The sequence below is a fragment of the Sinorhizobium fredii USDA 205 genome (genome assembly GCF_001461695.1).
GTDB lineage: Bacteria > Pseudomonadota > Alphaproteobacteria > Rhizobiales > Rhizobiaceae > Sinorhizobium > Sinorhizobium fredii.
Window position 1 is genome coordinate 170,502 of the sequence record NZ_AUTC01000024.1, and the last position, 25,963, is coordinate 196,464.

Annotated in this window: 22 protein-coding genes; 14 read left to right on the forward strand and 8 right to left on the reverse strand. The window is 62.9% G+C overall.

Going from position 1 to position 25,963, the window contains the following annotated elements; genetic code table 11:
• Nucleotides 1-6 precede the first annotated feature (6 nt).
• From N181_RS04085 to N181_RS04100, 4 genes are all read right to left on the reverse strand, one after another.
• Entirely contained in the window at nucleotides 7-837 is an 831-nt protein-coding gene (locus N181_RS04085; protein WP_014329271.1) for a carbohydrate ABC transporter permease, read from the reverse strand.
• 3 nt (nucleotides 838-840) lie between these two features.
• Nucleotides 841-1,713, reverse strand: a complete 873-nt coding sequence (locus tag N181_RS04090; protein ID WP_037394537.1) for a carbohydrate ABC transporter permease — start codon at nucleotides 1,711-1,713, stop codon at nucleotides 841-843.
• A gap of 194 nt (nucleotides 1,714-1,907) precedes the next feature.
• On the reverse strand, nucleotides 1,908-3,218 hold the full coding sequence (locus tag N181_RS04095; RefSeq protein WP_037394487.1) for an ABC transporter substrate-binding protein: 1,311 nt from the start codon (nucleotides 3,216-3,218) through the stop codon (nucleotides 1,908-1,910).
• A 197-nt stretch (nucleotides 3,219-3,415) separates the two neighbouring features.
• Nucleotides 3,416-4,369 carry a sugar-binding transcriptional regulator gene (locus tag N181_RS04100; protein WP_014329274.1) on the reverse strand — a complete coding sequence of 318 codons (954 nt, stop codon included), beginning with the start codon at nucleotides 4,367-4,369 and terminating at the stop codon, nucleotides 3,416-3,418.
• Nucleotides 4,370-4,562: 193 nt separating this feature from the next.
• On the opposite strand from N181_RS04100, the gene N181_RS04105 reads away from it, so the two are divergent.
• Nucleotides 4,563-5,924 carry an NAD(P)-dependent oxidoreductase gene (locus N181_RS04105; protein ID WP_060563248.1) on the forward strand — a complete coding sequence of 454 codons (1,362 nt, stop codon included), beginning with the start codon at nucleotides 4,563-4,565 and terminating at the stop codon, nucleotides 5,922-5,924.
• Nucleotides 5,925-5,947: 23 nt separating this feature from the next.
• Nucleotides 5,948-7,261: an NAD-dependent dihydropyrimidine dehydrogenase subunit PreA gene (gene preA / locus N181_RS04110; protein WP_014329276.1), complete on the forward strand. Its 1,314-nt coding sequence runs from the start codon at nucleotides 5,948-5,950 to the stop codon at nucleotides 7,259-7,261.
• A gap of 65 nt (nucleotides 7,262-7,326) precedes the next feature.
• Here preA and N181_RS04115 read toward each other — a convergent pair whose 3' ends face one another.
• Nucleotides 7,327-8,349 (reverse strand): zinc-dependent alcohol dehydrogenase family protein, encoded by a 1,023-nt coding sequence (locus tag N181_RS04115; RefSeq protein WP_037394462.1) that lies wholly within the window; start codon nucleotides 8,347-8,349, stop codon nucleotides 7,327-7,329.
• A gap of 105 nt (nucleotides 8,350-8,454) precedes the next feature.
• Here N181_RS04115 and N181_RS04120 point away from each other — a divergent pair, with 105 nt between their 5' ends.
• Nucleotides 8,455-9,354 (forward strand): LysR family transcriptional regulator, encoded by a 900-nt coding sequence (locus N181_RS04120; RefSeq protein WP_037394461.1) that lies wholly within the window; start codon nucleotides 8,455-8,457, stop codon nucleotides 9,352-9,354.
• 182 nt (nucleotides 9,355-9,536) lie between these two features.
• On the forward strand, nucleotides 9,537-11,213 hold the full coding sequence (locus tag N181_RS04125) for an adenylate/guanylate cyclase domain-containing protein (protein WP_060563249.1): 1,677 nt from the start codon (nucleotides 9,537-9,539) through the stop codon (nucleotides 11,211-11,213).
• 2 nt (nucleotides 11,214-11,215) lie between these two features.
• Here N181_RS04125 and rutR read toward each other — a convergent pair whose 3' ends face one another.
• Nucleotides 11,216-11,857, reverse strand: coding sequence for an HTH-type transcriptional regulator RutR (gene rutR, locus N181_RS04130; protein WP_014329280.1), 642 nt, complete (start codon nucleotides 11,855-11,857; stop codon nucleotides 11,216-11,218).
• Between the two features lie 277 nt (nucleotides 11,858-12,134).
• Between rutR and N181_RS04135 the strand changes: the two genes are divergently transcribed.
• Nucleotides 12,135-13,385, forward strand: a complete 1,251-nt coding sequence (locus N181_RS04135) for a Zn-dependent hydrolase (RefSeq protein WP_037394455.1) — start codon at nucleotides 12,135-12,137, stop codon at nucleotides 13,383-13,385.
• Nucleotides 13,386-13,466: 81 nt separating this feature from the next.
• Nucleotides 13,467-14,921 carry a dihydropyrimidinase gene (gene hydA, locus N181_RS04140; RefSeq protein WP_037394452.1) on the forward strand — a complete coding sequence of 485 codons (1,455 nt, stop codon included), beginning with the start codon at nucleotides 13,467-13,469 and terminating at the stop codon, nucleotides 14,919-14,921.
• Between the two features lie 22 nt (nucleotides 14,922-14,943).
• Here the strand turns inward: hydA and N181_RS04145 are convergent, their stop codons facing one another.
• Nucleotides 14,944-15,378: a cupin domain-containing protein gene (locus tag N181_RS04145; RefSeq protein ID WP_037394450.1), complete on the reverse strand. Its 435-nt coding sequence runs from the start codon at nucleotides 15,376-15,378 to the stop codon at nucleotides 14,944-14,946.
• Nucleotides 15,379-15,499: 121 nt separating this feature from the next.
• On the opposite strand from N181_RS04145, the gene N181_RS04150 reads away from it, so the two are divergent.
• From N181_RS04150 to N181_RS04180, 8 genes are all read left to right on the forward strand, one after another.
• Entirely contained in the window at nucleotides 15,500-16,291 is a 792-nt protein-coding gene (locus N181_RS04150) for an ABC transporter ATP-binding protein (protein WP_037394472.1), read from the forward strand.
• A complete protein-coding gene (locus N181_RS35165; protein WP_255878313.1) occupies nucleotides 16,284-16,673 on the forward strand; it encodes a DUF559 domain-containing protein in 390 nt (129 codons plus the stop codon). The genes N181_RS04150 and N181_RS35165 overlap by 8 nt, the downstream gene beginning before the upstream one ends.
• On the forward strand, nucleotides 16,666-17,550 hold the full coding sequence (locus N181_RS04155) for an ABC transporter permease (RefSeq protein WP_037394444.1): 885 nt from the start codon (nucleotides 16,666-16,668) through the stop codon (nucleotides 17,548-17,550). Before N181_RS35165 ends, N181_RS04155 begins: the two co-directional genes overlap by 8 nt.
• The gene (locus N181_RS04160; RefSeq protein ID WP_037394441.1) at nucleotides 17,547-18,416 is read left to right on the forward strand and encodes an ABC transporter permease; all 870 of its coding nucleotides are present in this window, start codon (nucleotides 17,547-17,549) and stop codon (nucleotides 18,414-18,416) included. Before N181_RS04155 ends, N181_RS04160 begins: the two co-directional genes overlap by 4 nt.
• Nucleotides 18,417-18,445: 29 nt before the next feature.
• Nucleotides 18,446-19,438, forward strand: coding sequence for an ABC transporter substrate-binding protein (locus N181_RS04165; protein ID WP_037394438.1), 993 nt, complete (start codon nucleotides 18,446-18,448; stop codon nucleotides 19,436-19,438).
• Between the two features lie 540 nt (nucleotides 19,439-19,978).
• A complete protein-coding gene (locus tag N181_RS04170; RefSeq protein ID WP_037394435.1) occupies nucleotides 19,979-21,166 on the forward strand; it encodes an efflux RND transporter periplasmic adaptor subunit in 1,188 nt (395 codons plus the stop codon).
• Between the two features lie 14 nt (nucleotides 21,167-21,180).
• Nucleotides 21,181-24,486, forward strand: coding sequence for an efflux RND transporter permease subunit (locus N181_RS04175; protein WP_037394432.1), 3,306 nt, complete (start codon nucleotides 21,181-21,183; stop codon nucleotides 24,484-24,486).
• A gap of 142 nt (nucleotides 24,487-24,628) precedes the next feature.
• A complete protein-coding gene (locus N181_RS04180) occupies nucleotides 24,629-25,309 on the forward strand; it encodes a Crp/Fnr family transcriptional regulator (RefSeq protein ID WP_037394430.1) in 681 nt (226 codons plus the stop codon).
• 6 nt (nucleotides 25,310-25,315) lie between these two features.
• Here N181_RS04180 and ureG read toward each other — a convergent pair whose 3' ends face one another.
• On the reverse strand, nucleotides 25,316-25,927 hold the full coding sequence (gene ureG, locus N181_RS04185; protein WP_037394427.1) for an urease accessory protein UreG: 612 nt from the start codon (nucleotides 25,925-25,927) through the stop codon (nucleotides 25,316-25,318).
• Nucleotides 25,928-25,963 lie beyond the last annotated feature (36 nt).

Genomic DNA, 25,963 nt, shown 5'->3' on the forward strand with positions numbered 1-25,963 from the left:
TGACCCTTATTTGACCGCGCCGAAGGTGAGGCCGCGTACCAACTGCTTCTGCGAGAACCAGCCGAGAATGAGGATGGGGGCGATCGCCATCGTCGAGGCCGCCGACAGCTTCGCGTAGAAGAGGCCTTCGGGGCTCGAATAGGAGGCGATGAAGGCAGTCAGAGGCGCCGCCTTTGCCGCGCTCAGGTTCAAGGTCCAGAACGCTTCGTTCCAAGCGAGGATGATGTTGAGGAGCAACGTCGAGGCGATGCCGGGGATCGCCATCGGCGTCAGCACGTAGATGATCTCCTTGGCAAGCGAGGCCCCGTCCATGCGGGCTGCTTCGAGGATCTCCCCCGGGATCTCCTTGAAATAGGTGTAGAGCATCCAGATGATGATCGGCAGGTTGATGAGCGTCAGCACGATCACCAGTCCGGTGCGCGTGTCGAGCAGCCCCGTATTGCGGAATATCAGATACATCGGCACCAGCACGCCGACCGGCGGCATCATCTTGGTGGAGAGCATCCACATCAGGACGTCCTTGGTGCGTTTTGTCGGCGAGAAGGCCATCGCCCAGGCGGACGGAATGGCGATCAGGAGGCCGAGCAGCGTCGAGCCGAAGGAGATCACCACCGAGTTCATGAAGTGCTTGAAGTAGTCCGAGCGGCTTTGCACCTCGAAATAGTTCTCGGTCGTCCAATCGAAGAACAGGAAGGCCGGTGGCGAGGCGATCGCCTGCGCCTCGGTCTTGAAGCTCGTCAGGAAGGTCCAGAGGATCGGAAAGAAGATCAGGATGCCGATCGTCCAGGCGACGGCCGTGGTGACCAGTTTGCGCTGGGTCGAGACATTGCGTGCCATTGTTCAAGCCTCCAGCGTCTTGCCGATCATGCGCATCAGGAAGAATGCGACGATGTTGGCGAGGATGACTGCGATGATGCCGCCGGCGGATGCACCGCCCACGTCGAACTGCAGGAGTGCCTGCGCATAGACCAGGAAGGTCAGGTTCGTGCTCTGGGTGCCGGGGCCGCCATTGGTGGTGACGAGGATTTCCGCGAAGACCGACAGCAGGAAGATCGTCTGGATGAGGATGACGACGGTGATGGCGCGCGAAAGATGCGGCAGGACGAGATAGATGAACCGGCTCAAGGCACCGGCGCCGTCCATCTGCGCCGCCTCCTTCTGCTCTTCGTCAAGCGACTGCAGCGCCGTGAGCAGAATGAGCGTCGCGAAGGGCAGCCATTGCCAGGCGACGATCAGGATGATCGAAAAGAGCGGCGCGTTGGCAAGAAAGTCGAAGGGCTGCAGGCCGACGAGCTTGGCGAGCCAGGCGAAGAGCCCGTTCACCGGGTTCATGAACATGTTCTTCCAGACGAGCGCCGCGACCGTCGGCATGATCAGGAAGGGCGCGATCACCAGGATCCGCACGATCCCCTGCCCGAACATCGGCTGGTCGAGCAGCAGCGCAAGCCCAATGCCGCCGACGACCGTGATGAAGAGCACGCCGAGCACGATCGCGAGCGTGTTGAAGACGGCCTGGAAGAAGGCCGGATCCGTCAGAAAATAGGTGTAGTTACTAAGGCCCGCGAACTCCTCCATGCCCGGCATCAGCAGGTTGTAGCGCAGGAGCGAGAAATAGACCGTCAGCGCCAGCGGCACGACCATCCAGGCCAGAAGCAGAAGCACAGACGGTGCGATCATCAGCCGCGCGGCGGAGCGGGTATGCAAGGTCGCCATGGCGTCCCCCATGTGGTGTCAACGCTGGTTCCAAAAGAGGCATGCGCATCGTGCGCGCCAAACGCGCTCGCAAAGCCAAAAAAGTCAGAGCGGGACTTGGGCCGAAGGCGGGCTACGCCCCTTTCCTCGTCCCGCTCTGGAGGTGGCCGGAGCTGCCGGCCGTTTCCGGACAGCACCCCGGCCCCTTGGGAGCCTCACTTGATATAACCGGCCTTGGTCATCTCACGCGTGGCCAGTTGCTGCGCACTGGCAAGCGCCTGATCGACACTCATCTGACCGGCGAGCGCGGCCGAGAACACCTGGCCGACCGCCGTGCCAAGTCCCTGGAATTCAGGAATTGCCACGAACTGCACGCCGACATAGGGCACGGGCTTGACCGCCGGGTTCTTCGGGTCGGCCGCGTTGATCGAGTCGAGCGTCATCTTCGCGAACGGCGCCGCCTTCTGGTATTCCGGGTTCTCATAGAGAGACTTGCGGGTACCGGGAGGCACGTTCGCCCAGCCCTCCTTCTCGGCGACAAGCTTCAGATAGTCCTTGCCGGTTGCCCAGGCGATGAACTTCTGCGCCGCATCCGCCTTCTGCGAGCCCGCCGGGATCCCGAGGCTCCAGGCCCAGAGCCAGTTGCCGCGCTTGCCCAAGCCGGTGTCGGGGGCGAGAGCAAAGCCCACCTTGTCGGCGACCGTAGATTCATGCGGATTGGTCACGAAGGAGGCGGCCACTGTTGCGTCGATCCACATGCCGCACTTGCCGGTCTGGAACAGCGCCAGGTTTTCGTTGAAACCGTTGGAGGAGGCGCCGGGCGGGCCGGCATCGTTCATCAGCTTGACGTAGAAATCGAGGGCGTTCTTCCATTCCGGCTGGTCGAACTGCGGCTTCCAGTTCTCGTCGAACCAGCGCGCCCCGAAGGCATTGGCGGTCGCGGTGAGGAACGCCATGTTCTCGCCCCAGCCGGCCTTGCCGCGCAGGCAGATGCCATAGATTTCATTATTCTTGTCGGTGATCTTGCGGGCGGCGTCCGCGATGAACTCCCAGTTCGGCGCCTCGGGCATGGTGAGCCCGGCCTTCTCGAAGAGATCCTTGCGATACATGACCATCGAGCTCTCGCCGTAGAACGGCGCGGCATAGAGCTTGTCGTCAACGGTGAGGCCGCTGCGGATCGCCGGCAGCAGGTCATCGACGTCATAGTCGGGGCCGAGCTTGTCGAGTGGCAGAAGCCAGCCCTGCTTGGCCCAGATCGGCACTTCATAGGTGCCGATCGTCATGATGTCGTACTGGCCGCCCTTGGTGGCGATATCGGTCGTCACGCGCTGGCGCAGCACGTTTTCCTCGAGCGTCACCCATTCGAGCTGAATGTCAGGATTTTTCGACGTGAAGTCGTCCGCCAGCTTCTGCATCCGGATCATGTCGCCGTTGTTCACGGTCGCAATGGTCAGGGTCTCTGCTTGGGCCAGGCCTGCCAGAGCGACTGCCGAGCACGTGCCCAGCAGGAAAGTTCTCAAATTCATCGACTTCCTCCCAGAAGAAATTGAGCATTTGCCTTGCTCGTGGGCAATTACTCACTTTTCCCCGAAAAATGTCAATGCGCATTCGTCGCTGCGACGCAACGAACACGCTAAGCGCCTGTATTGAGTAACTTTTTTCTACAGTCGAGGATTTGCGCGGACGCGGGCGTTTCGACGAATCGTACGGCCTCAGGGCCAGCTTATGCGCCGAGCAGATACTCGGCCGTCGTCTCATCGGTGATGAGGCCGTTGATGATCCGGCCCTTCAAGGCTGCGCTGAGCGCCTCGTATTTGCGCTTGCCCTTGGCGATGCCGATCACCGAGGCGCGGTCGCGCGGCGGCAGCGGCACGGAGGCGACGCGCTCGTTGATGCTGCCGGTGAGCAAGGCACCGTCGTGGTCGAACATCCAGCCGCAAATCTCGCCGGCAGCGCCCGCCGCCATTAGCCGCGCCATCTCCTCCCGTGCAAGGAACCCGTCCTCGCAAAGCGGCGCATTCGGCCCGAGTTCGCCGACGCCGACAAAGGCAGCATCGGCCTCGGCGCCGAGTTCCAGGGCCATCCTGACAAGGCTCTGCTTGTGCAGCACTTCGCGCTCCTCGGCCGACGAGACGAGCACCGGCAGGGGCATCGGGAAATGCCGCGCATTGATGGTGTCCGCCATGCTGAAGATGACGTTGTAGTAGGCGGCCGAACCGTCGAGCCGAATATTGCCGGTGAGAGACACGACACGGTGTTGCGGGCACTCCATCGAAGGCAATTGGTCGATCGTCGCCTTCAAAGTCCGCCCCGTGCCGATGGCGAGCACGACCGGATCGGTCGATTTCAGCCAGCGCTCGATCTCTGCCGCCCCGGCTTCCGCGATGCCTACAGTCGTCGAACTCGATCCTGGATCGCTCGGCACGACGTCGACATGCCGAAGCTCGTACTTCTCCCTGAGCCGCGCCGCGGCTTCGAGGCAGGCGGCGATCGGGTGATCGAGCCGCACCTTGATCAGCCGCTCGGCCATGGCGAGCGATACGAGGCGCTGCGCCGATTGGCGCGAAATTCCCATGATCGACGCAATCTCGTCCTGCGTCCGTCCGGCCACATAGTACAGCCAGCCAGCCCGAGCCGCATCGTCCAGCCTGTTATTGCTCTCCGCCCTGCGCGCCATCGTCACCGAGTCTCCTTGCCTCGATTTGCTGCCACTATTTGCCTTGCACTGTCAAACAAGCGCAAAACCACACCGCAGGCAAAAACACCCGCAGCACGCAGAATCGCGGAAAACGCGACCAAAATTTTACCGTTTGATAAAAAAATAAAGCGTGTTACCGTTTCCTATCCTGAGGATACATTGGGAGCCAAAAATGGGAACGACGCAATCTGGGATTCTTCACGGGCGACTGCCGCTCGCGGAGTACGAAGCCAATTTCTCCGACCTCCATCCGCCACTCGACAAGCACGAAGCGCTGGTCGCCGCGGACCGCTGTTATTTCTGTCATGACGCGCCTTGCATGACGGCCTGTCCCACCTCCATCGACATCCCGTTGTTCATTCGGCAGATCGCGACGGGCAATCCGATCGGCTCGGCAAAGACCATCTTCGACCAGAATATCCTGGGCGGCATGTGCGCCCGCGTCTGTCCCACCGAAACGCTCTGCGAGCAGGCCTGCGTGCGCAACACGGCGGAGGAGCGCCCGGTCGAGATCGGGCGCCTGCAGCGCTATTCGACCGACGTCGCGATGCGGGAGAACAAGCAGTTCTATGCGCGCGCCGCCGCTACGGGGCGCCGGATCGCCGTCGTCGGTGCGGGGCCGGCGAGCCTTGCCTGCGCCCACAGGCTGGCCGTCAAGGGCCACGACGTCGTCATCTACGACGCGCGCGAAAAGTCCGGCGGCCTCAACGAATACGGCATCGCCGCCTACAAGACGGTGGACGATTTTGCCCAGAAGGAAGTCGACTACGTCCTGTCGATCGGTGGCATCGAAGTGCGCCACGGCCAGGCCCTCGGCCGCGATTTCTCGCTTGCCGACCTGACCGAACAATATGATGCCGTCTTTCTCGGTCTCGGCCTTGCCGGCGTCAACGCGCTCCGGATCGAGGGCGAGAATGCCGAGGGCGTCGAGGATGCGGTCGACTTCATTGCGGCGCTGCGCCAGTCGAAGACCAAGGCCGACATCCCCGTCGGTCGTCGTGTCGTGGTGCTCGGCGGCGGCATGACCGCGATCGACGCCGCCGTCCAAGCGAAATTGCTCGGTGCCGAGGAAGTGACGATCTGCTACCGGCGCGGCAAGGAGCACATGAACGCCTCCGAATTCGAACAGGACCTGGCAGCATCCAAGGGCGTCACCATCCGCCACTGGCTGCAGCCGAAGCGTATTGCCGTGAAGGACGGCAAGGTCGCCGGCATCGAGCTCGAATACACCGCCCTTGAGGACGGCAAGCTGACGACGACCGGGGAAACGGGTATCATTGCCGCTGAACAAATCTTCAAGGCGATCGGCCAGACCTTCCAGGCCTCCGGCCTTGGTGCCTTGCAGATGGAGAGCGGACGCATCGTCGTCGATGCAGCAGGCCGCACCTCGCTCGCCAAGATCTGGGCGGGCGGCGACTGCGTGCTCGGCGGAGAGGACCTGACGGTTTCCGCCGTCGCGATGGGCCGCGATTGCGCCGAATCGATCAACCAGGCCCTCGCCGCGGACGCCCCGCTGGCGAGCGCCGTTGCCTGAGCAGGATCGAGAGGAAGAGAACAATGGCTGATCTTCGCAACAATTTTGTCGGCATCAAATCCCCGAACCCGTTCTGGCTCGCCTCGGCGCCGCCGACGGACAAGGCCTATAACGTCGAGCGCGCCTTCAAGGCGGGCTGGGGCGGCGTCGTCTGGAAGACGCTCGGCGAGGAAGGGCCGCCGGTCGTTAATGTCAACGGCCCGCGCTATGGCGCGATCTGGGGCGCCGACCGCCGCCTGCTCGGCTTGAACAATATCGAGCTCATCACCGACCGCGACCTCTATGTGAACCTGCGCGAGATGAAGCAGGTGAAGATGAACTGGCCTGACCGGGCGCTGATCGCCTCGATCATGGTTCCTTGCGAGGAAAACGCCTGGAAGGCGATCCTGCCGCTCGTCGAAGAAACCGGGGCGGACGGCATCGAGCTCAATTTCGGCTGTCCGCACGGCATGTCCGAGCGCGGCATGGGTTCCGCGGTCGGCCAGGTGCCCGAATATATCGAGATGGTGGTGCGCTGGTGCAAACAGTACACGCGCATGCCGGTGATCACCAAGCTGACGCCCAACATCACCGACATCCGCAAGCCGGCGCGCGCCGCCAAGGCCGGCGGCACCGACGCGGTGTCGCTGATCAACACGATCAACTCGATCACCGCGGTCAATCTCGATACCTTCTCGCCTGAGCCCTCGATCGACGGGCGGGGCAGCCATGGCGGCTATTGCGGCCCGGCGGTGAAGCCGATCGCCCTCAACATGGTCGCCGAGATCGCCCGTGATCCGGAGACCTACGGCCTGCCGATCTCCGGCATCGGCGGCATCACCACCTGGCGCGATGCGGCCGAATTCCTGGCGCTCGGCGCCGGCAACGTGCAGGTCTGCACGGCGGCGATGACCTACGGCTTCAAGATCGTCCAGGAAATGATCTCCGGCCTTTCCGACTGGATGGACGCCAAGGGTCACAGGACGCTCGACGACATCTGCGGCCGCGCCGTGCCGAACGTCACCGACTGGCAGTACCTCAACCTCAATTATGTCGCCAAGGCGAAGATTGATCAGGACGCCTGCATCAAGTGTGGCCGCTGTCATATCGCCTGCGAGGACACGTCGCACCAGGCGATCACCCAGTTCGTCAATGGCGTGCGCCATTTCGAGGTGATCGAGGAGGAATGCGTCGGCTGCAACCTCTGCGTCAACGTCTGTCCGGTCGAGAACTGCATCACCCTGGAGCCACTCGCCGCCGGGACACTCGACAAGCGCACCGGCAAGCCGGTCGATCCGAACTACGCCAACTGGACGACGCATCCGAACAACCCGATGGCTCGCCAGGCCGCCGAGTAAGCGGGAAGTCGACGAACGAGAAGGCCGCCGGAAACCACCGGCGGCCTTCTGCATTTTCTGTGACCTCAGAACTCGATCACCACCTTGCCGAAGGGGCCGCGATCGAGATGCGCCAATGCCTCACGGGCCTCGGTGAACTTGTAGCGCTTGTCGATCACTGGCTTCAATCCGATGCGGTCGACCGCACCGACCAGGTCCTCGAGCGCCCGGCGATGTCCGACGCTGATGCCCTGCAGCACCGGCGATTTCAGCAGCAATGGCGCAACCGGACCGGAAACCTCGAAACCTTCGAGCACGCCGATCACCGAAATTCGCCCGTCCGGGGCGACCGCCTTCAGCGACTGGCCGAGAGCGGCGCCGCCGGCGATCTCGAGAATATGGTCGGCGCCATGGTCGCCCGTCAACGCATAGACGCGCTCCACCCAGTCCTCGCTGAGACGGTTGATGCCGTGGGCCGCGCCAAGCGCAAGCGCCTTCTCGAGCTTTTCCCGGCTGCTCGATGTCACGATCACCTCGGCGCCGACAGCCTTGGCAATCTGCAGACCGAACAGTGCGACGCCGCCCGTGCCCTGAACCACGACGCGATCGCCGGGCTTCAGATGGCCCTTCTCGATCAGCGCGAACCAGGCAGTCAGGCCGGCGCAGGGAAGTGTGCTCGCCTCAGCGGCGTCAAGGCTCGTGGGCGCGGCGACAAACCAGTCTTCCGGAAAGGCGACATATTCCGACAGGACACCCGGATGCACGCCGCCAAGCGTGGCGTAGGCAGGCGTCCTGCCGTTTCCCGGCCGCAGGCCGTCAAGCCAACCGGGCGCGAAGGTCGAGATGACGCGGTCGCCGGGCCTGAAGCGGGTCACGCCCTTGCCGACCGCTTCGACGACGCCGCTCATGTCCGAAGCCGGCACGAAGGGAAAGGTGAGATCCAGCCCCATGCCGCTCTCCAGCATCAGCTTGTCGCGATAGTTGAGCGACACCGCCGTCGTGCGCACGAGCACGTCAAGGTCGCCGATTTCGGGCAATCTGCGCTCCTCGATCTTTAGATTATGCGGGCCAACAGCCTCGGTGCTCCATTCCTGCATCCATTTCGACATGTTTGTTCCTTTCCAGTTGTTGTGCTGGAACGAACATAATGTTGAAAATGGGTCGCCAGTTGCGATAAGAATTCCCATCATTGGTTCTTAAACGGACACAATCGAATGGAGCATCTCAACGGCATCCCGGTGTTTGTCGAGGCGGCGGAGGCGGGCGGCTTCTCCGCCGCGGCCGAGCGGCTGAACCTTTCGCGCTCCGCCGTGGGCAAGACCATCGCCCGGCTCGAGCAGAGGCTCGGCGTCCGCCTCTTCCATCGCACCACGCGAGCGCAGAGCCTGACCGAGGAAGGCCAGCTCTTTTACGAGAGCTGCCAGAAGGCGCTCGGTGAGATCCGAACGGCCGAAGCCCTTCTCGAATCCGGGAGACAGGAAATCCGCGGCCGGTTGCGAATCTCCATGCCGGTTCTCTTCGGCCGGCAATGCGTGGCGCCGCTGTTTCGCGACCTGCTGCGCAGGCACCCGCATCTCGAGCTCGATATGTCCTTCAACGACCGTGTCGTCGATCTCCTCGACGAAGGCTTCGATCTCGCCATCCGCAATGGTTCATTGGGTAACGATTCAGGGCTTATGACGCGCGCTGTCGCCGAACAGCGCATGACAGTCTGCGCCTCTCCAACCTATCTTGCGGCGCGCGGCGCGCCGCAAACTGTGGGCGAGCTCGCGGCGCACGATGCGGTGGTCTACTACCGCGGCGGCCAACAGCGACCATGGTCCTTTCCTGTCGAAGGCAGGACCAGCGAGACAATCCTGCCGAATACGCGGCTGCGGCTCGACGATCTTGCGGCAATCGCGGACGCGGCTGCCGAGGGCCTCGGCCTGGCCTGGCTACCATGCTGGCTGGTGCGCGAGCGAGTGCAACGCGGCGAACTCGTGCGCGTGCTGACCGATCGGCCAGGTCTCGTTTTCAAGGTCCACGCGGTATGGCCGCAAACGCGGCGGCCACTGCCAAAACTACGCCTGGCGATCGACACGCTTGCCGCGGGACTGCCGCGCATCATGGAATAGTTCCACCGCCCACGCTAACGCGTTAGAACGCCTGGATATTCCTCAGATTGAGGGGATTGTCCAGCGAAGCCGACCGCTAAACACATTGTGTAGAAAACGTAAGTTGTCGCCGCAGGCAAACTGGTCGATAAGGGGAAATCCAGCAGCGGCCCGGCGGCCGCCGGCAGACCCGGGCAGACTGTTTGACGATCATTTCCTTTAATGCGCGCAAGAAGACGCACCTGATTTCCGGGGCCGTGCTCGCCGTCTTCGTGCTCTCGCATTTCACAAATCACTCGCTTGGCCTGATCTCGATCGGCGCGATGGAGTCCGGCAGGCGCGTGTTCGCCTTTGTCTGGCAGAGCATACCCGGCACGATCCTGCTCTACGGCGCCCTGCTCCTCCACTTCCTGATGGCGCTCGATAGTCTCTATCGTCGCCAGACGCTCCGCATGCCGGTGGGCGAAGCGCTGAAGATCATCTTCGGCCTGAGCCTGCCCTTTCTGCTGATACCCCACGTGGTCGCCACCCGGGTGGAGCCGCTCCTGACCGGAGTCACTGCCGACTATCCACAAATTCTGCGGGGGCTCTGGTCGAGTTCGGCGGGCACGACCCGCCAGACGATCGCGCTGCTGTTCGTATGGAGCCACGCCTGTCTCGGCGCCTGGTTCTGGATGCGCGGCCGAGACTGGTTTCCGCGCCACGAATTCCTGCTCTACACCGTTGCCCTGCTCGTGCCCATCTTCGCGCTGCTTGGCTTCGTCAACGGCGCCCGTTCTCTTGGTCGCGACTATGCGGAACATGGCGGCTACGGCGACAGGGCCTATGTGAGTGAGATGCGGCCGCGGGTCGATCCTGCCCTAGCCGAGAACATCCGGCTCGCCCTCTATGCGGGATTTGCCGGCCTGATCGGCGGGACCTTGGCGCTGCGCGCCATGCCGGCGCGCGGCCGCATCCGCGTGCGCTATCCCGACGGGCGAGTGGCGGCGGTGAGCCGCGGCTTCAGCGTGCTCGAGGCAAGCCGCGCCGCCGGTTTCCCCCACGTCTCGGTCTGCGGTGGCCGCGGCCGCTGCTCGACCTGCCGGGTGCGCGTCATCGAGGGCCTCGACGGCCAGCCGGCGCCGGAAGCAGCGGAACTGACGACCCTCAGCCGGATCGGCGCTCCGGCAAACGTGCGTCTGGCCTGCCAGTTCCGGCCCACCCATAATGTCACCGTCGTACCCATTCTCGACACCGACAGTCTCGGCATCAAAACTCAGCTTGCCCGGCAGAACGGCGGCGGGCGCGAGCGGCGGGTGGCCGTGCTCTTCTGCGACCTGCGCGATTTCACCCGCATCGCCGAGCACAAGCTGCCCTATGACACGGTCTTCCTGCTCAACCGCTATTTCGAAGTGATCGGCGAGGCGGTGGAGGGCTCCGGCGGCGTCATCGACAAGTTCATCGGCGACGGGGCGCTGGCGATCTTCGGGTTGAAGACCCCACTTCCGGAAGCGTGCCGCCAGGCGCTTGCAGCCGCCGCCCGCCTATCGGTGGGCATTCGCACGCTTAATCAGACATTCGAGGACGAACTCGAACAGCCGCTCAGGGTTGCAATCGGGCTGCATGCCGGGCCTGCCATCGTCGGCGAGATGGGCTACGGTCAGGCGACCTCGCTGACGGCGGTCGGCGACACGATCAATACGGCGAGCCGGCTGGAGGGTTTTGCGAAGGAACACGATGCCGAGCTTGCCGTTTCGGTCGAACTCGTTGAACGCGCCGGCCTCAGCCTGGAAGGCAACAGGCGAATGGAGATAAACCTGCGCGGTAGGCAGGCGACGCTTGAAACCTGGATCGTCGACGATGCAACGCGGCTTTCCGAAGTCATGCCGGCGCAGGACTGACGTTACTCGCGGACCTGCAAGCCGTCGACGAAGAGCCGCTCGAGAAAGCGCGCTGCATCCTCGAAGCGCCCATCGCCGGCGTGCTCCTGGCCCAGCACCGCGCGGACCTGCACGTCGAAATCGGCATAGTGCTGCGTCGTCGACCAGATGGCGAAGATCAGGTGATAGGGATCGCAATTGGCGATCTTGCCGGCCTTCGCCCAGGCGCGGATGACCTCGGCCTTTTCGTCGACCAATTGCTTCAGCGGGCCTTTCAACTCGTCCTCGATATGGGGGGCGCCCTGCAGCACCTCATTGGCAAACAACCGGCTTTCACGCGGAAAGTCCCTCGCCATTTCGAGCTTGCGGCGGATGTAGCTGCGGATCTCGGCGACAGGATTGCCTTCCGCATTGAATTCACGCAGCGGATCGAGCCAGGTGTCGAGGACGCGGTCGATCAGCGCGCGGTGCATGGCTTCCTTGGTGCGGAAGTAATAGAGCAGGTTCGGTTTCGACATGCCCGCGACTTCAGCGATCTGATCGATGGTCGAGCCGCGGAAGCCGCTCGCCGAAAAGACCTCGAGCGCCGCTTCGAGAATCCGCTCCTCCTTCTCCTCCTGGATGCGTGTGCGCCTCTGGGTTTTCGCCGCTCTTGGAAGTACCATCTCGCCCCCTGCCAATGCCCACACGCTAGGTCGCGTGGAGCACCCTCTGCCCAAAAATCGGACGCGCCATTTACTTGGGCAACAAACTGGTTTTTTTCTTTTTCCCGCTTGAGTGCCGCTACGGAAGTTGTAATGTTTACCAACCGGTCAAATTATCAGTCAGATTGCCGACAAAGGCAACGGCTGATCGAAGGGCACAAAGACAAAGCTCCGATTTGGCCACGGGAACATGAGGCTATCCCCGGGGAGGGTCTAGCCGGAAAAAGAGGAGAGCGCCATGGCTGCACCTGGCGAGAATAGGCGCGTCAATGCCGACCGCCTGTGGGATTCGTTGATGGAAATGGCGAAGATCGGCCCCGGCGTCGCCGGCGGCAACAATCGCCAGACCCTGACGGACGCCGATGGCGAAGGCCGCCGGCTTTTCCAGTCCTGGTGCGACAAGGCTGGGCTCTCCATGGGTGTCGACAAGATGGGCACCATGTTCATGACACGCCCCGGCACTGACCCGGATGCGCTCCCCGTCCATATCGGTTCCCATCTCGACACCCAGCCGACCGGCGGCAAGTATGACGGCGTGCTCGGCGTCTTGAGCGGCCTTGAGGTCGTACGCACGCTGAACGACCTCGGCATCAAGACCAGGCATCCAATCGTCGTCACCAACTGGACCAACGAGGAAGGCGCTCGTTTCGCGCCGGCCATGCTCGCCTCCGGCGTCTTTGCCGGTGTCCACACGCTCGACTACGCCTATGCCCGCAAGGATCCGGAGGGAAAGGCCTTCGGCGACGAGTTGAAGCGCATCGGCTGGGTGGGCGGCGAGGAGGTCGGCGCCCGCAAGATGCATGCCTATTTCGAATATCACATCGAGCAGGGACCGATCCTCGAGGCCGAGAACAAGCAGATCGGCGTCGTCACCCACTGTCAGGGCCTGTGGTGGCTGGAATTCACGCTCACCGGCAAGGAAGCCCATACCGGCTCGACGCCGATGAACATGCGCGTCAATGCCGGTCTCGCCATGGCGCGGATCCTCGAAATGGTGCAGACCGTCGCGATGGAAAGCCAGCCGGGCGCCGTCGGCGGCGTCGGCCAGATGTTCTTCTCGCCCAACTCCCGCAACGTCCTGCCCGGCAAGGTCGTTTTCACCGTCGACATCCGCTCGCCGGACCAGGCCAAACTGGACGGCATGCGCGCCCGGATCGAAGCCGAGGCGCCGAAGATCGCCGAGGCACTCGGCGTCGGCTGTTCGATCGAAGCGGTCGGCCATTTCGATCCGGTCACCTTCGATCCGAAGCTGGTCGCGACCGTGCGCGGCGCGGCCGAGAAGCTCGGCTACAGCCACATGAATCTCATTTCAGGCGCCGGCCACGACGCCTGCTGGGCGGCCAAGGTCGCACCGACCACGATGATCATGTGCCCCTGCGTCGATGGGCTCAGCCACAACGAGGCGGAGGACATTTCCAAGGATTGGGCCGCCGCAGGCGCCGACGTCCTCTTCCACGCCGTTCTCGAAACGGCAGAGGTCGTCGAATGAGATTTCAGGGCGGAACCAAGTTCCGCCCTTTTTCGTGGGCGGCCGCGTCCGTCGAATGCACCATTGCGAGGGAACGAAACCATGAGCACTGTCATCAAGGGTGGAACCATCGTTACCGCCGACCTGACCTACAAGGCCGATGTGAAGGTCGAAGGCGGCAAGATCGTCGAGATCGGGCCTAATCTCTCCGGCACCGAGACGCTCGACGCGACCGGCTGCTATGTGATGCCGGGCGGCATCGATCCCCACACGCATCTCGAAATGCCCTTCATGGGCACCTATTCCTCGGACGATTTCGAGAGCGGCACGCGCGCGGCCCTTGCCGGCGGCACGACCATGGTCGTCGATTTCGCGCTCCCCTCGCCCGGCCAGTCGCTGCTCGAGGCGCTGACCATGTGGGACAACAAGTCGACCCGCGCCAATTGCGACTATTCCTTCCACATGGCGATCACCTGGTGGAGCGAGCAGGTCTTCAACGAGATGGAGGCGATCGTCAAGGAAAAGGGCATCAACACCTTCAAGCACTTCATGGCCTATAAGGGCGCGCTGATGGTGGACGACGACGAGATGTTCTCATCGTTCCAGCGCTGCGCGGCGCTTGGCGCCCTGCCGCTGGTCCACGCCGAAAACGGCGACGTGGTGGCGCAGCTTCAGGCGAAGCTGCTCGCCGAAGGCAATAACGGCCCGGAGGCGCACGCCTATTCGCGGCCGGCCGAGGTCGAGGGCGAAGCCACCAACCGCGCCATCATGATCGCCGACATGGCCGGCTGTCCGGTCTATATCGTCCACACGTCCTGCGAGCAGGCGCACGAGGCGATCCGGCGCGCCCGCGCCAAGGGCATGCGCGTTTTCGGCGAGCCTCTGATCCAGCACCTGACGCTCGACGAGAGTGAATACTTCAACAAGGACTGGGATCACGCGGCCCGCCGGGTGATGTCGCCGCCCTTCCGCAACAAGCTGCACCAGGACAGCCTCTGGGCCGGTCTCGCCTCCGGTTCGCTGCAGGTGGTCGCGACCGACCACTGTGCGTTCACGACGACGCAGAAGCGTTCTGGTGTCGGCGATTTCACCAAGATCCCGAACGGCACGGGCGGGCTTGAGGACCGCATGCCGATGCTCTGGACCTATGGCGTCAATACCGGCCGCATCACCATGAACGAATTCGTGGCGGTGACGTCCACCAATATCGCCAAGATCCTCAACATCTATCCGAAGAAGGGCGCGATCCTCGTCGGGGCAGATGCGGACCTCGTCGTCTGGGATCCGAAGCGCTCGAAGACGATCTCGGCAAACACGCAGCAATCGGCGATCGATTACAACGTCTTCGAGGGCAAGACCGTCACCGGCCTCCCCCGCTTCACGCTGACGCGCGGCGTCGTGGCGATCGAGGAAGGGGCGGTGAAGACCCAGGAAGGCCATGGCGAATTCGTCCGGCGCGATCCCTTCCCGGCGGTCAGCACGGCGCTGTCGGCCTGGAAGGAAGTGACGGCACCGCGCGCCGTGCAGCGCACCGGCATTCCGGCAACCGGAGTGTGACGGAGTGCAGATGCTGCATTCGTCACACGCTATGTGCGAGGGGATCGGCCGGCACCAGCCCGTCCAGTTCCGGGAGCAACACGACGCTCTCCTGCTCCTTCGGATCTGTCCGGGTGATGACCGCCGTACAAGGACTGTCGGAAAGGTTGGCGGGCATATGCGGCACGCCAGCCGGGATGTAGAGCATTTCCCCGGCCTTGACGATCACGTGCTCTTCGAGCCGGTCGCCGAACCAGGTGTAGGCTTCGCCGGCGAGCACATAGATCGCTGTCTCGTGGCTCTCGTGCAGATGCGCCTTGGCGCGCGCGCCGGGCGGCATGGTGACGAGATGCATGCAGATGCCGGTGGAGCCCACTGTCTCCGCGGCGATGCCTTCGAAATAATTGAGTCCCTGCTTGCCGGCATAGCCGCTGCCCGGCCGCACCACGCGACAGCCAGGATTGGATGATCGAGACATGACCGTTCTCCAGAATTCGCTGAAAAACCTTGACAAAGAGCCTTCTGCGGCAAATCCGCGATTGCATGTTGCCGGCCCGAATAGCAGTCTGGCACAGACAAATGACAATGAGAATCCATCCATGACATCCAGTCCCGCCTCCGTGGTCTCGGCCCGAAATCTCGGCCTGACGTTTCAGACCAGCGACGGGCCGGTCAATGCGCTGACGGGCGTGAATCTTGACGTGGCGAAGGGCGACTTCGTCTCCTTCATCGGCCCTTCCGGCTGCGGAAAGACAACGTTTCTGCGCATCATCGCCGACCTCGAGAAGCCGACCGCCGGCGCGATCGCCGTCAACGGCATGACGCCGGAGGAGGCCCGCCACAACCGCGCCTATGGCTACGTGTTCCAGGCGGCAGCGCTCTATCCGTGGCGGACGATCGAAAAGAACATCGCACTCCCCCTCGAGATCATGGGTTACGCGAAGGACGAGCAGAAAGCTCGCCTCGAACGGACACTGGAGCTCGTCAACCTCACGGGCTTCGGCAAGAAATACCCGTGGCAGCTTTCCGGCGGCATGCAGCAGCGGGCGTCGATCGCTCGTGCTCTCGCCTTCGACGCCGATCTTCTCCTGATGGACGAGCCCTTCGGCGCCCTCGACGAAATCGTCCGTGACCACCTGAACGAACAGCTCCTCAAGCTCTGGGCGCGAACCGACAAGACGATCTGTTTCGTCACCCACTCGATTCCGGAGGCCGTCTATCTCTCGACCAAGATCGTCGTCATGAGTCCTCGGCCGGGCCGCGTCACCGACATCATCGAATCGACGCTGCCGAGGGAACGCCCCCTCGGCATCCGCGAAACGCCGGAGTTTTTGGAAATAGCCCATCGGGTGCGCGAGGGGCTGAGAGCGGGGCATAGCTATGATGAATAGCTGTTGTGTTTTGACCCCTCCCCAGCCCCTCCCCACAAGGGGGAGTGGCTTGGTCGCGTATGCCGCTCGCTTGAACTCCAATCTTACGCGGCGCAGCCTTTCGGGAAAGCAATTCCGTATCACCTCTGGGTGGCTTGCCGATGACGGTGCGGCTTGGGCCTCCCTCCCCCTTGTGGGGAGGGTGGTGAGCGCAGCGAACCGGGAGGGGTCTTCGGCACACTCAAACATCGACCCGAAGATCAGACAACGCGCCAAGAAACTCCGCACTGAAATGACCAAGGCCGAAGCAGCGATGTGGAACATGCTGCGCGATCTTCGCCCCCTGGGCGCGCGTTTCCGCAGAGAAACGCCTCTTCCGACCGGCGGAGGCGACCATGCATAAGCCAAGCTTCCTCCGAGACAAGCTGCTTCCGATCAGCACCGTCGTCGCGATCCTGATCGTCGTGTGGTATGTCGCCGCCATCTTCTTGAACACGCCTTTCGAGCGCGACACGGCGGCACGCGCCGGCACCGAGATTGGATTCTCCGACATCGTCAGGAACACGATGGCGCAAGAAAGGCCCGTCTTACCGGCACCGCACCAGGTGATTGCCGAGATCTGGGACACGACCGTCAACAAGCCGATCACGTCGAAGCGCAGCCTCGTCTACCACGCCTGGATCACGCTCTCCGCCACCCTGCTCGGCTTCGGCATCGGCGCAGCGCTCGGCGTGCTCCTCGCCGTCGGCATCGTCCACAATCGCGCCATGGACCGCTCGCTGATGCCCTGGGTGATCGCCAGCCAGACGATACCGATCCTGGCGATCGCGCCGATGATCATCGTCGTCTTGAACGCCATCGGCATTGCCGGCCTGTTGCCGAAGGCACTGATCTCCACCTATCTGTCGTTCTTCCCGGTCGTGGTCGGCATGGTCAAGGGCCTGCGTAGTCCCGAAACGATCCAGCTCGATCTGATGCATACCTATAATGCCTCGCCGGCCCAGACCTTCTGGAAGCTGCGTTGGCCCTCCTCCATGCCCTATCTATTCACCTCGCTGAAGGTCGCCGTCGCCATCTCTCTCGTCGGCGCCATTGTCGGCGAACTGCCGACCGGTGCAGTGGCCGGGCTCGGCGCACGGCTCCTCGCCGGCTCCTATTACGGCCAGACCGTGCAGATCTGGGCAGCGCTGTTCATGGCCGCCGCACTCGCCGCCGTGCTCGTCATGATCGTCGGCTTCGCGCACTCCGCCGTCCTGAAGCGCATGGGAGCCAAGCCATGAACCTTCCCGCTCTCGCCGGCGCCATCCTTTTCTGGCTGATCGCCTGGGCCCTCAACGAATGGCTGGTCCGCCAGCATTTTACAAACCGCACGCTGGGCAATGCCGCGCGCTTCGCCGTGCCGCTCCTCTTCGGCGTCACGATCCTCGTCCTGTGGGAAGGCATCGTCCGCGGCTTCGGCGTTCCGTCGGTCCTGCTGCCGGCACCGTCGATGATCTGGGCTCGGCTCGTCAATTCGGTACCGACGCTCGCCGCCGATTTCCGCCAGACCTTCCTGAAATCCGTGCTGACCGGCTATGCGCTCGGCTGCGGGCTCGGCTTCCTGGTAGCGATCCTCATCGACCGCTCGCCCTTCCTCCAGAAGGGTCTGCTGCCGCTCGGCAACTTCGTCTCCGCCCTCCCCGTCATCGGCGTCGCGCCGATCATGGTCATGTGGTTCGGCTTCGACTGGCAGTCGAAGGTTGCCGTCGTCGTCATCATGACCTTCTTCCCGATGCTGGTGAACACGGTGTCGGGCCTTGCCGCCGCGAGCCACATGGAGCGCGACCTGATGCGCACCTATGCCGCCAGCTGGTGGCAGACGCTCGTCAAGCTGCGGCTGCCGGCCGCCTGGCCTTTCATTTTCAACGCACTGAAGATCAACTCCACGCTGGCGCTGATCGGCGCGATCGTGGCCGAATTTTTCGGAACGCCCATTGTCGGCATGGGTTTCCGGATCTCCACGGAAGTGGGGCGCATGAACGTCGACATGGTCTGGGCCGAAATCGCCGTCGCGGCGGTGGCTGGCTCCGCCTTCTACGGGATGGTTGCGCTCGTCGAGCGGGCCGTCACCTTCTGGCATCCGTCCATCCGCATTGGCCGGGGCTGAAAATGAGGCAATGATAAGAGGGAACTGACATGAACAAGAAACTTGCATCTCTGCTGGCAGCGGGCGTCTTTTCGCTTGCCGCTTTCCATGCCAATGCCGCCGACAAGGTCACGCTGCAGCTGAAATGGGTCACGCAGGCCCAGTTCGCCGGCTACTACGTCGCCAAGGACAAAGGCTTCTACGAGGAAGAGGGCCTCGACGTCGAGATCAAGCCGGGCGGCCCGGATATTGCCCCGGCCCAGGTGATCGCCGGCGGCGGCGCCGACGTCATCGTCGACTGGATGCCTTCCGCGCTGGCCACGCGCGAAAAGGGCGTGGCGCTCGTCAACATTGCCCAGCCCTTCAAGAAATCCGGCATGATGCTCACCTGTCTCAAGGAGTCCGGCGTGAAGTCCCCCGAGGACTTCAAGGGCAAGACGCTCGGCGTCTGGTTCTTCGGCAACGAATATCCGTTCCTCTCCTGGATGTCGCATCTGAAGATCCCGACCGATGGCGGGCCGAATGGCGTGACCGTCCTGAAGCAGGGCTTCAACGTCGATCCGCTGATCCAGAAACAGGCCGCCTGCATCTCGACGATGACCTACAACGAGTACTGGCAGGTCATCGACGCCGGCATCAAGCCGGAGGATCTCGTCACCTTTAAATATGAAGACCAGGGCGTCGCCACGCTCGAGGACGGCCTCTACGTGCTTGAGGACAAGCTCAAGGATCCGGCCTTCAAGGAAAGAATGGTGAAGTTCGTCCGCGCCACGATGAAAGGTTGGAAATATGCCGAGGAGAACCCGGACGAGGCAGCCGATCTCGTGCTCGAGAACGATTCGACCGGTGCCCAGACCGAGAAGCACCAGAAGCGCATGATGGGCGAGATCGCCAAGCTGACGGCGGGTTCGAACGGCGCACTCGACGAGGCCGACTTCAAGCGCACCGTCCAGTCGCTGCTCGCCGGCGGTTCCGATCCGGTCATCTCCAAGGAGCCTGAAGGCGCCTGGACTCACGAGGTTACGGACGCAGCGCTGAAATAAGCCGTCGCATTGTGGCTAATCTAGGAGCGCGCGGCAGTATGCCGCGCGCTTCTTGCCGGCCCGTTCCGGTTGTTAAGCTTGCATTTAGCTCGCGTCACTATAGCCTCGCGAAAGACGGCAGATAAAAACATTGAGGCACCATCGCTTCCGGGCTCTTGTAAGCATTTGCTACCGCGCTTACATAGCCCGGAACGTTTGACTGGAGAGCAGGCGCAGGGAGAAACCGGTTTTCGTTGAAATCGTTTCCTTGAGCAAATTTCTCCCACAGCGCCGTGCGTCTTATGAGACGCACAAAGGGCGCTGTGGCATCTTGAAGCGCTGCATATGTCTATCCCTAAATCGGCTACGATTTAAGGAAGCATGCAGCAGGCCAGCGCCCTCGGTTTGAGACCGTGGCGCCGGACATTTACGAATGCGTGGATCGCGAACGGGCCTGCAACACCGGCGCGGAACACGCGGGAACAGCATGATTGCAGCCGGATCTTCGCCCTTGATGAATGGCGATGCGGCATGATTTATTTGTGTCAGGACGATAGGCCGATGGCTCAGAAACTCCTCCCTCTTCTCGGCGCGTGTGCAGCGATGACGCTCGGCGCATTTTCGAGCGTTTCGGCCGAGGAGGCCGCAAAACCGCAGCCATCGCAGGTACTGCCGTCGATCGTCGTTACGGAAGCGGTAGAACGCAAGATCAGCGACCGCATCCTTGCCACCGGCTCGATCGAGGCGGTCGAGGAAACCTATGTCGCACCGCTCGTCGAGGGCCTGTCCATACGCTCGTTGAATGTCGATGTCGGCGACCAGGTCGAAGAAGGCAGTACGCTTGCTGTTCTCAACGACGACGCGCTGCTCCTGCAGAAAAGCCAGCTCGAGGCCAATCTCGCCAAGGCGGAGGCCTCGCTAGCGCAACTGAACGCCCAACTCGCAGAGTCCACGGCAAACTCCGAAGAGGCGACGCGTGTCGCCGATCGCGCCGTACGGCTTTCGGAAAACGGCACTGTCTCGACCGCCGAGGCGGACCGCCTGAAGGCCCTCGCCGCCGCCACGCGCGCCCGCCTTCGCTCGGCCGAACAATCGGTCGGTGTTGCCAGAGCCGACATCAAGGTTGTCGAGACGCAGATCGACGATATCGACCTCAGGCTCGCCCGCACCGAGGTCAAGGCGCCGGTGAGCGGCGTGATCTCCGCCAAGAACGCCAAGGTCGGCGCGATTGCCAGCGGCACGGGCGAGCCGCTCTTCGCGATGATCCGCGACGGCGCGATCGAGATGAAGGCCGACGTCGCCGAGGCGGACATCATCAAGCTTGCCGTCGGGCAATCCGCCACAGTCAAGCTCGCCGGCAGCAGCACGACGGTCGAGGGCAAGATTCGACTGATCGCGCCGACCGTCGATCCTGATACGCGTCTCGGCAAGGTGCACATCAGCCTTACCGACACGACCGAGGCGCGCGCCGGCATGTATGCGAGCGCGGTGGTCACCGTCGAAGAGAAGCAGACGGTCGTTTTGCCGCAAACCGCTGTTACATCTGAAAATGGCAAGACCATCGTCCGCAAGGTCGAAAACGGCATCGTACACCTGGTCCCTGTCGAGACCGGCATCCAGGACGGGCAGTTCGTCGAGATCCTTTCCGGCCTCAAGCCGGGCGAGCAGGCCGTGGCAAAGGCCGGCGCCTATGTGCGTGACGGCGATCGGATCAATCCGGTCAAGTCCGACCAGCCGATAACCAATTGACGGGAACAGAGACCATGAACTTCTCCGCCTGGTCCATCCGCAATCCGGTCGCGCCGATCCTGGCGTTTTTCGTGCTGGTCGTGCTCGGCTGGCAGTCCTTCAACTCGCTGCCGATCACCCGCTTCCCGAACATCGACGTGCCGATCGTCTCGATCGTGGTCACGCAAAGCGGAGCCGCGCCTGCCGAACTCGAGACCCAGGTCACCAAGGAAATCGAGGACGCGGTCGCCGGCATCTCCGGCGTCGACCATATCGAGTCGACGATCACCGACGGCACATCCACCACCGCCGTCATCTTCCGCATGGAAGTGCCGACGACACAGGCGGTGCAGGACGTCAAGGATGCGATCGACCGTATTCGTGGCGATCTTCCGACCTCGATCGACGAACCGATCGTCTCGAAGGTCGATGTCGAGGGTCAGGCGATCCAGACTTTCTCGATCTCCTCGCCCGGCATGACGCTCGAGGAGCTCTCTTGGTTCGTCGACGACACGGTCAAGCGCGCCATCCAGGGTCAGAGCGGTATCGGCCGCGTCGACCGCTATGGCGGGTCCGATCGCGAAGTCCGCATCGAACTCGATGAAGATCGCCTGAACTCCTTCGGAATCACCGCTGCCGACGTTAACGGCCAGCTCCGCCGCATGAACATGGATCTCGGCTCAGGCCGCGGTCAGGTCGGCGGCAGCGAACAGGCGATCCGCACGCTCGGCGATGCCCGCGATGTTTCCCAGCTCGCCAATACGATGATCTCGCTGCCGAACGGACGCTTCGTTCGTCTGTCGGAGCTCGGCAAGGTAACCGATACCTACGAGGAGCCGAAGTCGTTCTCGCGCTTCAACGGCCATCCCGGCGTCACCTTCGCGGTATTCCGCGCCAAGGGCGCGAGCGAAGTCAGCGTCGCCGAAACCGTTGCCAAGACGCTCGACGAAATCCGCGCCAAGCACCCCGAAGTCACCATCGAGATGGTCGACGATTCGGTTTACTACACCTACGGCAACTACGAAGCGGCAATTCACACGCTGATCGAGGGCGCGCTTCTCGCCGTCGTCGTCGTGATGCTGTTCCTGCGCAACTGGCGCGCCACGCTGATCTCGGCCGTTGCCCTGCCTCTCTCGGCCATCCCGACCTTCTGGATCATGGAGCTCCTCGGCTTCTCGCTGAACCTCGTCAGCTTCCTGGCGATGACGCTCGCGACCGGTATCCTGGTCGACGACGCGATCGTGGAGATCGAGAACATCGAGCGGCATATCCGCATGGGCAAGTCGCCCTACAAGGCGGCGATCGAGGCGGCCGACGAGATCGGCCTCGCCGTCATCGCCACCACTTTCACGATCATCGCCGTTTTCGTGCCCGTCTCCTTCATGCCGGGCATTCCGGGGCAGTATTTCATCCAGTTCGGTCTGACGGTCGCCGTCTCCGTCTTCTTCTCGCTGCTCGTCGCCCGCCTGATCACGCCGGTGATGGCCGCCTATCTGATGCAGCCGACGGATGTCGGCGGCGGCCATCATGGTGACGACGACAGCGCCATCATGAAGTTCTATACCGGCATCATCCGCGTGACGACCCGTTGGCGCTACACGACGCTGCTTGCCGCCATCGGATGCCTCGCCATTTCCGTCTATTTCCTGTTGCAGGTTCCCGGCAGCTTCCTGCCGCCGGAGGACAATTCGCGCGTCAGCCTGTCGATCGAATTGCCGCCGGATGCGATGCTCGAGGACACGGACCGGACGACGACGGAGATCTATAACCGCATCAAGGATATCGATGGCGTCGAGAACGTCTTCGTGCTAGGCGGCGCCTCGCCGAAGGGCGATCTCGAGCTCAGGCGCGCTGCCGTCACCGTGCTTCTCGAGAAGCTCGACCATTCGCTCGTCAACAAAGTGGTCAACGACGTCATCGGCGGGACGCCGCTGATCGGTGAATACCTGCCGAAGCTGCCGCCGGCGGGCCGCATCAAGCCACAGTCGCAGATCGAAAAGGAAATCCTCGCTGAGCTTCGATCGATCCCGGACGTCCGGGTCACCAAGCTCAACGATCGCGGTGAGCGCGATCTGTCGTTCAACCTGCTTTCCAGCAAGGAAGCAGATCTGGACCAGGCCGTGGCCAATCTTGAAGCAAAGCTGCGCAAGGACCCGCTACTCGCCAATGTCAGCCCTGACGGCGCCCTGCCACGGCCGGAACTGCAGATCCGCCCGCGGGACGAACAGATGTCCCGTCTCGGCATCACGACGGCGCAGATATCCGAAGTCATTCGGGTCGCCACGATCGGCGATATCGACGCGTTGCTCACGAAGATTGCGCTGGACGGGCGCCTGATCCCGATCCGGGTCCAGCTCGATCGCGATTTCCGTACCGATCTGGCAGCAATCCGCAACCTGAAGGTCCAGACAGCCTCCGGTGCCACGGTACCGCTCTCGAGTGTCGCGGACATCAACTATGCGGAAGGACCGAGTTCCATCAAGCGCTACGACCGCTATCGTGTTGTGAAGCTCGGCGCCGATCTGCCTGTGGGCGTAGCCCTCGACACGGCTTCTGCCCGCTTCAAGGAGATCGCCGCGCAAGCCGAGCTGCCGGATACGGTTCAGTTCATCGAGAGCGGCGATGCCGAGGTTCAGGCGGAGATGCAGCAGAGCTTCGGCAACGCCATGCTCTTGGGCCTGATGATGGTGCTGGTCGTGCTCATCCTGCTGTTCAAAGATGTCATCCAGCCCTTCACCATCCTGTTCTCGCTGCCGCTGGCGATCGGCGGCGTGGCGGCAGCGCTTATCCTGACGCAGAACGCGCTCTCGATGCCCGTGCTGATCGGCATACTGATGCTGATGGGCATCGTCACCAAGAACGCCATCCTGCTCGTCGACTTCGGCATCGAGATGATGCACCACGGCATGGACCGGACGCTGGCGATGGTCGAAGCGGGCCGCAAGCGCGCCCGCCCGATCGTCATGACTTCGATCGCCATGTCGGCGGGCATGCTGCCCTCGGCCCTCGGCGTCGGCGAAGGCGGCTCGTTCCGCGCCCCGATGGCGATCGCCGTTATCGGCGGCATCATCGTCTCGACGGTCCTGAGCCTCGTCGTCGTGCCTTCCTTCTTCCTGATCATGGACGACCTGTCGCGACTTCTCGCCTGGATCTTCGGCCGCATGGTCGGCAAGAAAGAGGAGGAAGATCTGCCGCTTGACCGCGAGGCGCTCAGCAAGCTCGCCGCCGAACAGGGCATCACGATCGAAAACCTCGAGGAGCGCGTCAAGACGCTGGAGGCGGAGCGGCGCGGCAAGTCCGACCGCAAGATCATCAGCCATCCGGCGCTCGCCGCCGAATAGGCGTTTCCTTGAGAAACAGCGCTGCTGCGGGGTTCGGATGAGGACGGGCAGCAGCGTCTCTTTCGCGAAGTTGTTTGATGCGGGTCAATTCATGACCCGCGAGAAACCGCTAGCTTGGTCACGATTTTTCGGGACAAGCGGTATGAAGACTTTGCGACTAACCTCCAGTGACCGGGCCATCCTCATCAATTTGCGCTTCTTTTCGCGGCTGCCACGGACCGCACAAGAGGCAATTCTCGAGGGCGCCACTGTCTCGACGCACGAAGCGCACGACACCCTGTTCCGCCAGGACGATCCTATCGACGATGTCCTCGTCGTCCTCTCAGGACTCGTCCGTCTCTATCGCCTCGGCAAGGACGGGCGCGAAGCCGATGTCGCCGTCTTCCAGAAAGGCGAATTGATCGGGGTGAACGCCATGTTCCTGGATCGCCGCGCCACCGCCAATGCCCAGGCCGCCGAACCGTCGATCGTCGCGCGGTTGGAAAGCGGCAAACTGCGCCAGCTTGCCGCCGAAGACACGGGCGTCGCCCAGGCGCTTCTCGAGCTCCTCTGCCATCACGGCAAGATGGCCGAGGACTGCCTTGCCGAAGACCGTCTGCTCACCGCGCCCCAGCGCGTCGCGAACTACATTCTGAGCCATTGCCCGATCGGGTCAGAGAGCTTCTCCTTCCGCCTGCCATTCCAGAAGAACGTGCTCGCCGGCAAACTCGGCCTCGCCCCCGAGGCGCTGTCGCGGGCCTTCTCGACGCTGCGCCGGTCGGGCGTTGTGGTGAAGGGCCGGATGATCGAAATTCGCGACCGCCAAGCGCTGGAACAGTTTTGAACCCTTTCAGAGACCGCCCTGCACGGTGAGGAACTCGACGATTCTCTCGACGCCCTCGCCGCGCTTCATGTCGGAAAACACGAAGGGCTTTTCAGCCCGCATTCGCGTCGCGTCGTGCTCCATCACCTCGAGATCGGCGCCCACATAGGGGGCCAGATCCTTCTTGTTGATGACCAGGAGGTCGGACTTGGTGATCCCCGGACCGCCCTTGCGGGGAATTTCCTCGCCCTGGCAGACGGAGATCACGTAGATCGTCAGGTCCGCCAGATCGGGCGAAAAGGTCGCCGCGAGATTGTCGCCGCCCGATTCGATGAAGACCACGTCGAGATCGGGGATACGGCGGTTGAGGTCGGCGATCGCCTGGAGATTGATCGAAGCATCCTCGCGGATGGCCGTGTGCGGGCAGCCGCCGGTCTCGACGCCGACAATCCGCTCCGAAGGCAGCGCCTGCATGCGCACCAGCGCCTCGGCATCCTCCTTGGTATAGATGTCGTTGGTGACGACGGCGACCGAATATTTCTCGCGCATCGCCTTGCACAGCTTGTCGGTCAGCGCCGTCTTGCCGGACCCGACCGGGCCGCCGATACCGACGCGAAGGGGACCGTTTTTCGATGGCATTTTCTGTGTCCTTTCTACTGCATAAAACGCGGCGTT

What these genes read in the sequence shown, in the direction of transcription:
- N181_RS04085 (WP_014329271.1), bottom strand. Translation starts at nt 837, where the DNA reads ATGGCACGCAATGTCTCGACCCAGCGCAAACTGGTCACCACGGCCGTC.
- N181_RS04150 (WP_037394472.1), top strand. Translation starts at nt 15,500, where the DNA reads ATGACATCCAGTCCCGCCTCCGTGGTCTCGGCCCGAAATCTCGGCCTG.
- N181_RS04115 (WP_037394462.1), bottom strand. Translation starts at nt 8,349, where the DNA reads ATGTCGAAATGGATGCAGGAATGGAGCACCGAGGCTGTTGGCCCGCAT.
- N181_RS04175 (WP_037394432.1), top strand. Translation starts at nt 21,181, where the DNA reads ATGAACTTCTCCGCCTGGTCCATCCGCAATCCGGTCGCGCCGATCCTG.
- N181_RS04155 (WP_037394444.1), top strand. Translation starts at nt 16,666, where the DNA reads ATGCATAAGCCAAGCTTCCTCCGAGACAAGCTGCTTCCGATCAGCACC.
- N181_RS04105 (WP_060563248.1), top strand. Translation starts at nt 4,563, where the DNA reads ATGGGAACGACGCAATCTGGGATTCTTCACGGGCGACTGCCGCTCGCG.
- N181_RS04165 (WP_037394438.1), top strand. Translation starts at nt 18,446, where the DNA reads ATGAACAAGAAACTTGCATCTCTGCTGGCAGCGGGCGTCTTTTCGCTT.
- N181_RS04135 (WP_037394455.1), top strand. Translation starts at nt 12,135, where the DNA reads ATGGCTGCACCTGGCGAGAATAGGCGCGTCAATGCCGACCGCCTGTGG.
- N181_RS04170 (WP_037394435.1), top strand. Translation starts at nt 19,979, where the DNA reads ATGGCTCAGAAACTCCTCCCTCTTCTCGGCGCGTGTGCAGCGATGACG.
- preA (WP_014329276.1), top strand. Translation starts at nt 5,948, where the DNA reads ATGGCTGATCTTCGCAACAATTTTGTCGGCATCAAATCCCCGAACCCG.
- N181_RS04095 (WP_037394487.1), bottom strand. Translation starts at nt 3,218, where the DNA reads ATGAATTTGAGAACTTTCCTGCTGGGCACGTGCTCGGCAGTCGCTCTG.
- N181_RS04180 (WP_037394430.1), top strand. Translation starts at nt 24,629, where the DNA reads ATGAAGACTTTGCGACTAACCTCCAGTGACCGGGCCATCCTCATCAAT.
- N181_RS04160 (WP_037394441.1), top strand. Translation starts at nt 17,547, where the DNA reads ATGAACCTTCCCGCTCTCGCCGGCGCCATCCTTTTCTGGCTGATCGCC.
- N181_RS35165 (WP_255878313.1), top strand. Translation starts at nt 16,284, where the DNA reads ATGAATAGCTGTTGTGTTTTGACCCCTCCCCAGCCCCTCCCCACAAGG.
- hydA (WP_037394452.1), top strand. Translation starts at nt 13,467, where the DNA reads ATGAGCACTGTCATCAAGGGTGGAACCATCGTTACCGCCGACCTGACC.
- rutR (WP_014329280.1), bottom strand. Translation starts at nt 11,857, where the DNA reads ATGGTACTTCCAAGAGCGGCGAAAACCCAGAGGCGCACACGCATCCAG.
- N181_RS04100 (WP_014329274.1), bottom strand. Translation starts at nt 4,369, where the DNA reads ATGGCGCGCAGGGCGGAGAGCAATAACAGGCTGGACGATGCGGCTCGG.
- N181_RS04090 (WP_037394537.1), bottom strand. Translation starts at nt 1,713, where the DNA reads ATGGCGACCTTGCATACCCGCTCCGCCGCGCGGCTGATGATCGCACCG.
- ureG (WP_037394427.1), bottom strand. Translation starts at nt 25,927, where the DNA reads ATGCCATCGAAAAACGGTCCCCTTCGCGTCGGTATCGGCGGCCCGGTC.
- N181_RS04120 (WP_037394461.1), top strand. Translation starts at nt 8,455, where the DNA reads ATGGAGCATCTCAACGGCATCCCGGTGTTTGTCGAGGCGGCGGAGGCG.
- N181_RS04145 (WP_037394450.1), bottom strand. Translation starts at nt 15,378, where the DNA reads ATGTCTCGATCATCCAATCCTGGCTGTCGCGTGGTGCGGCCGGGCAGC.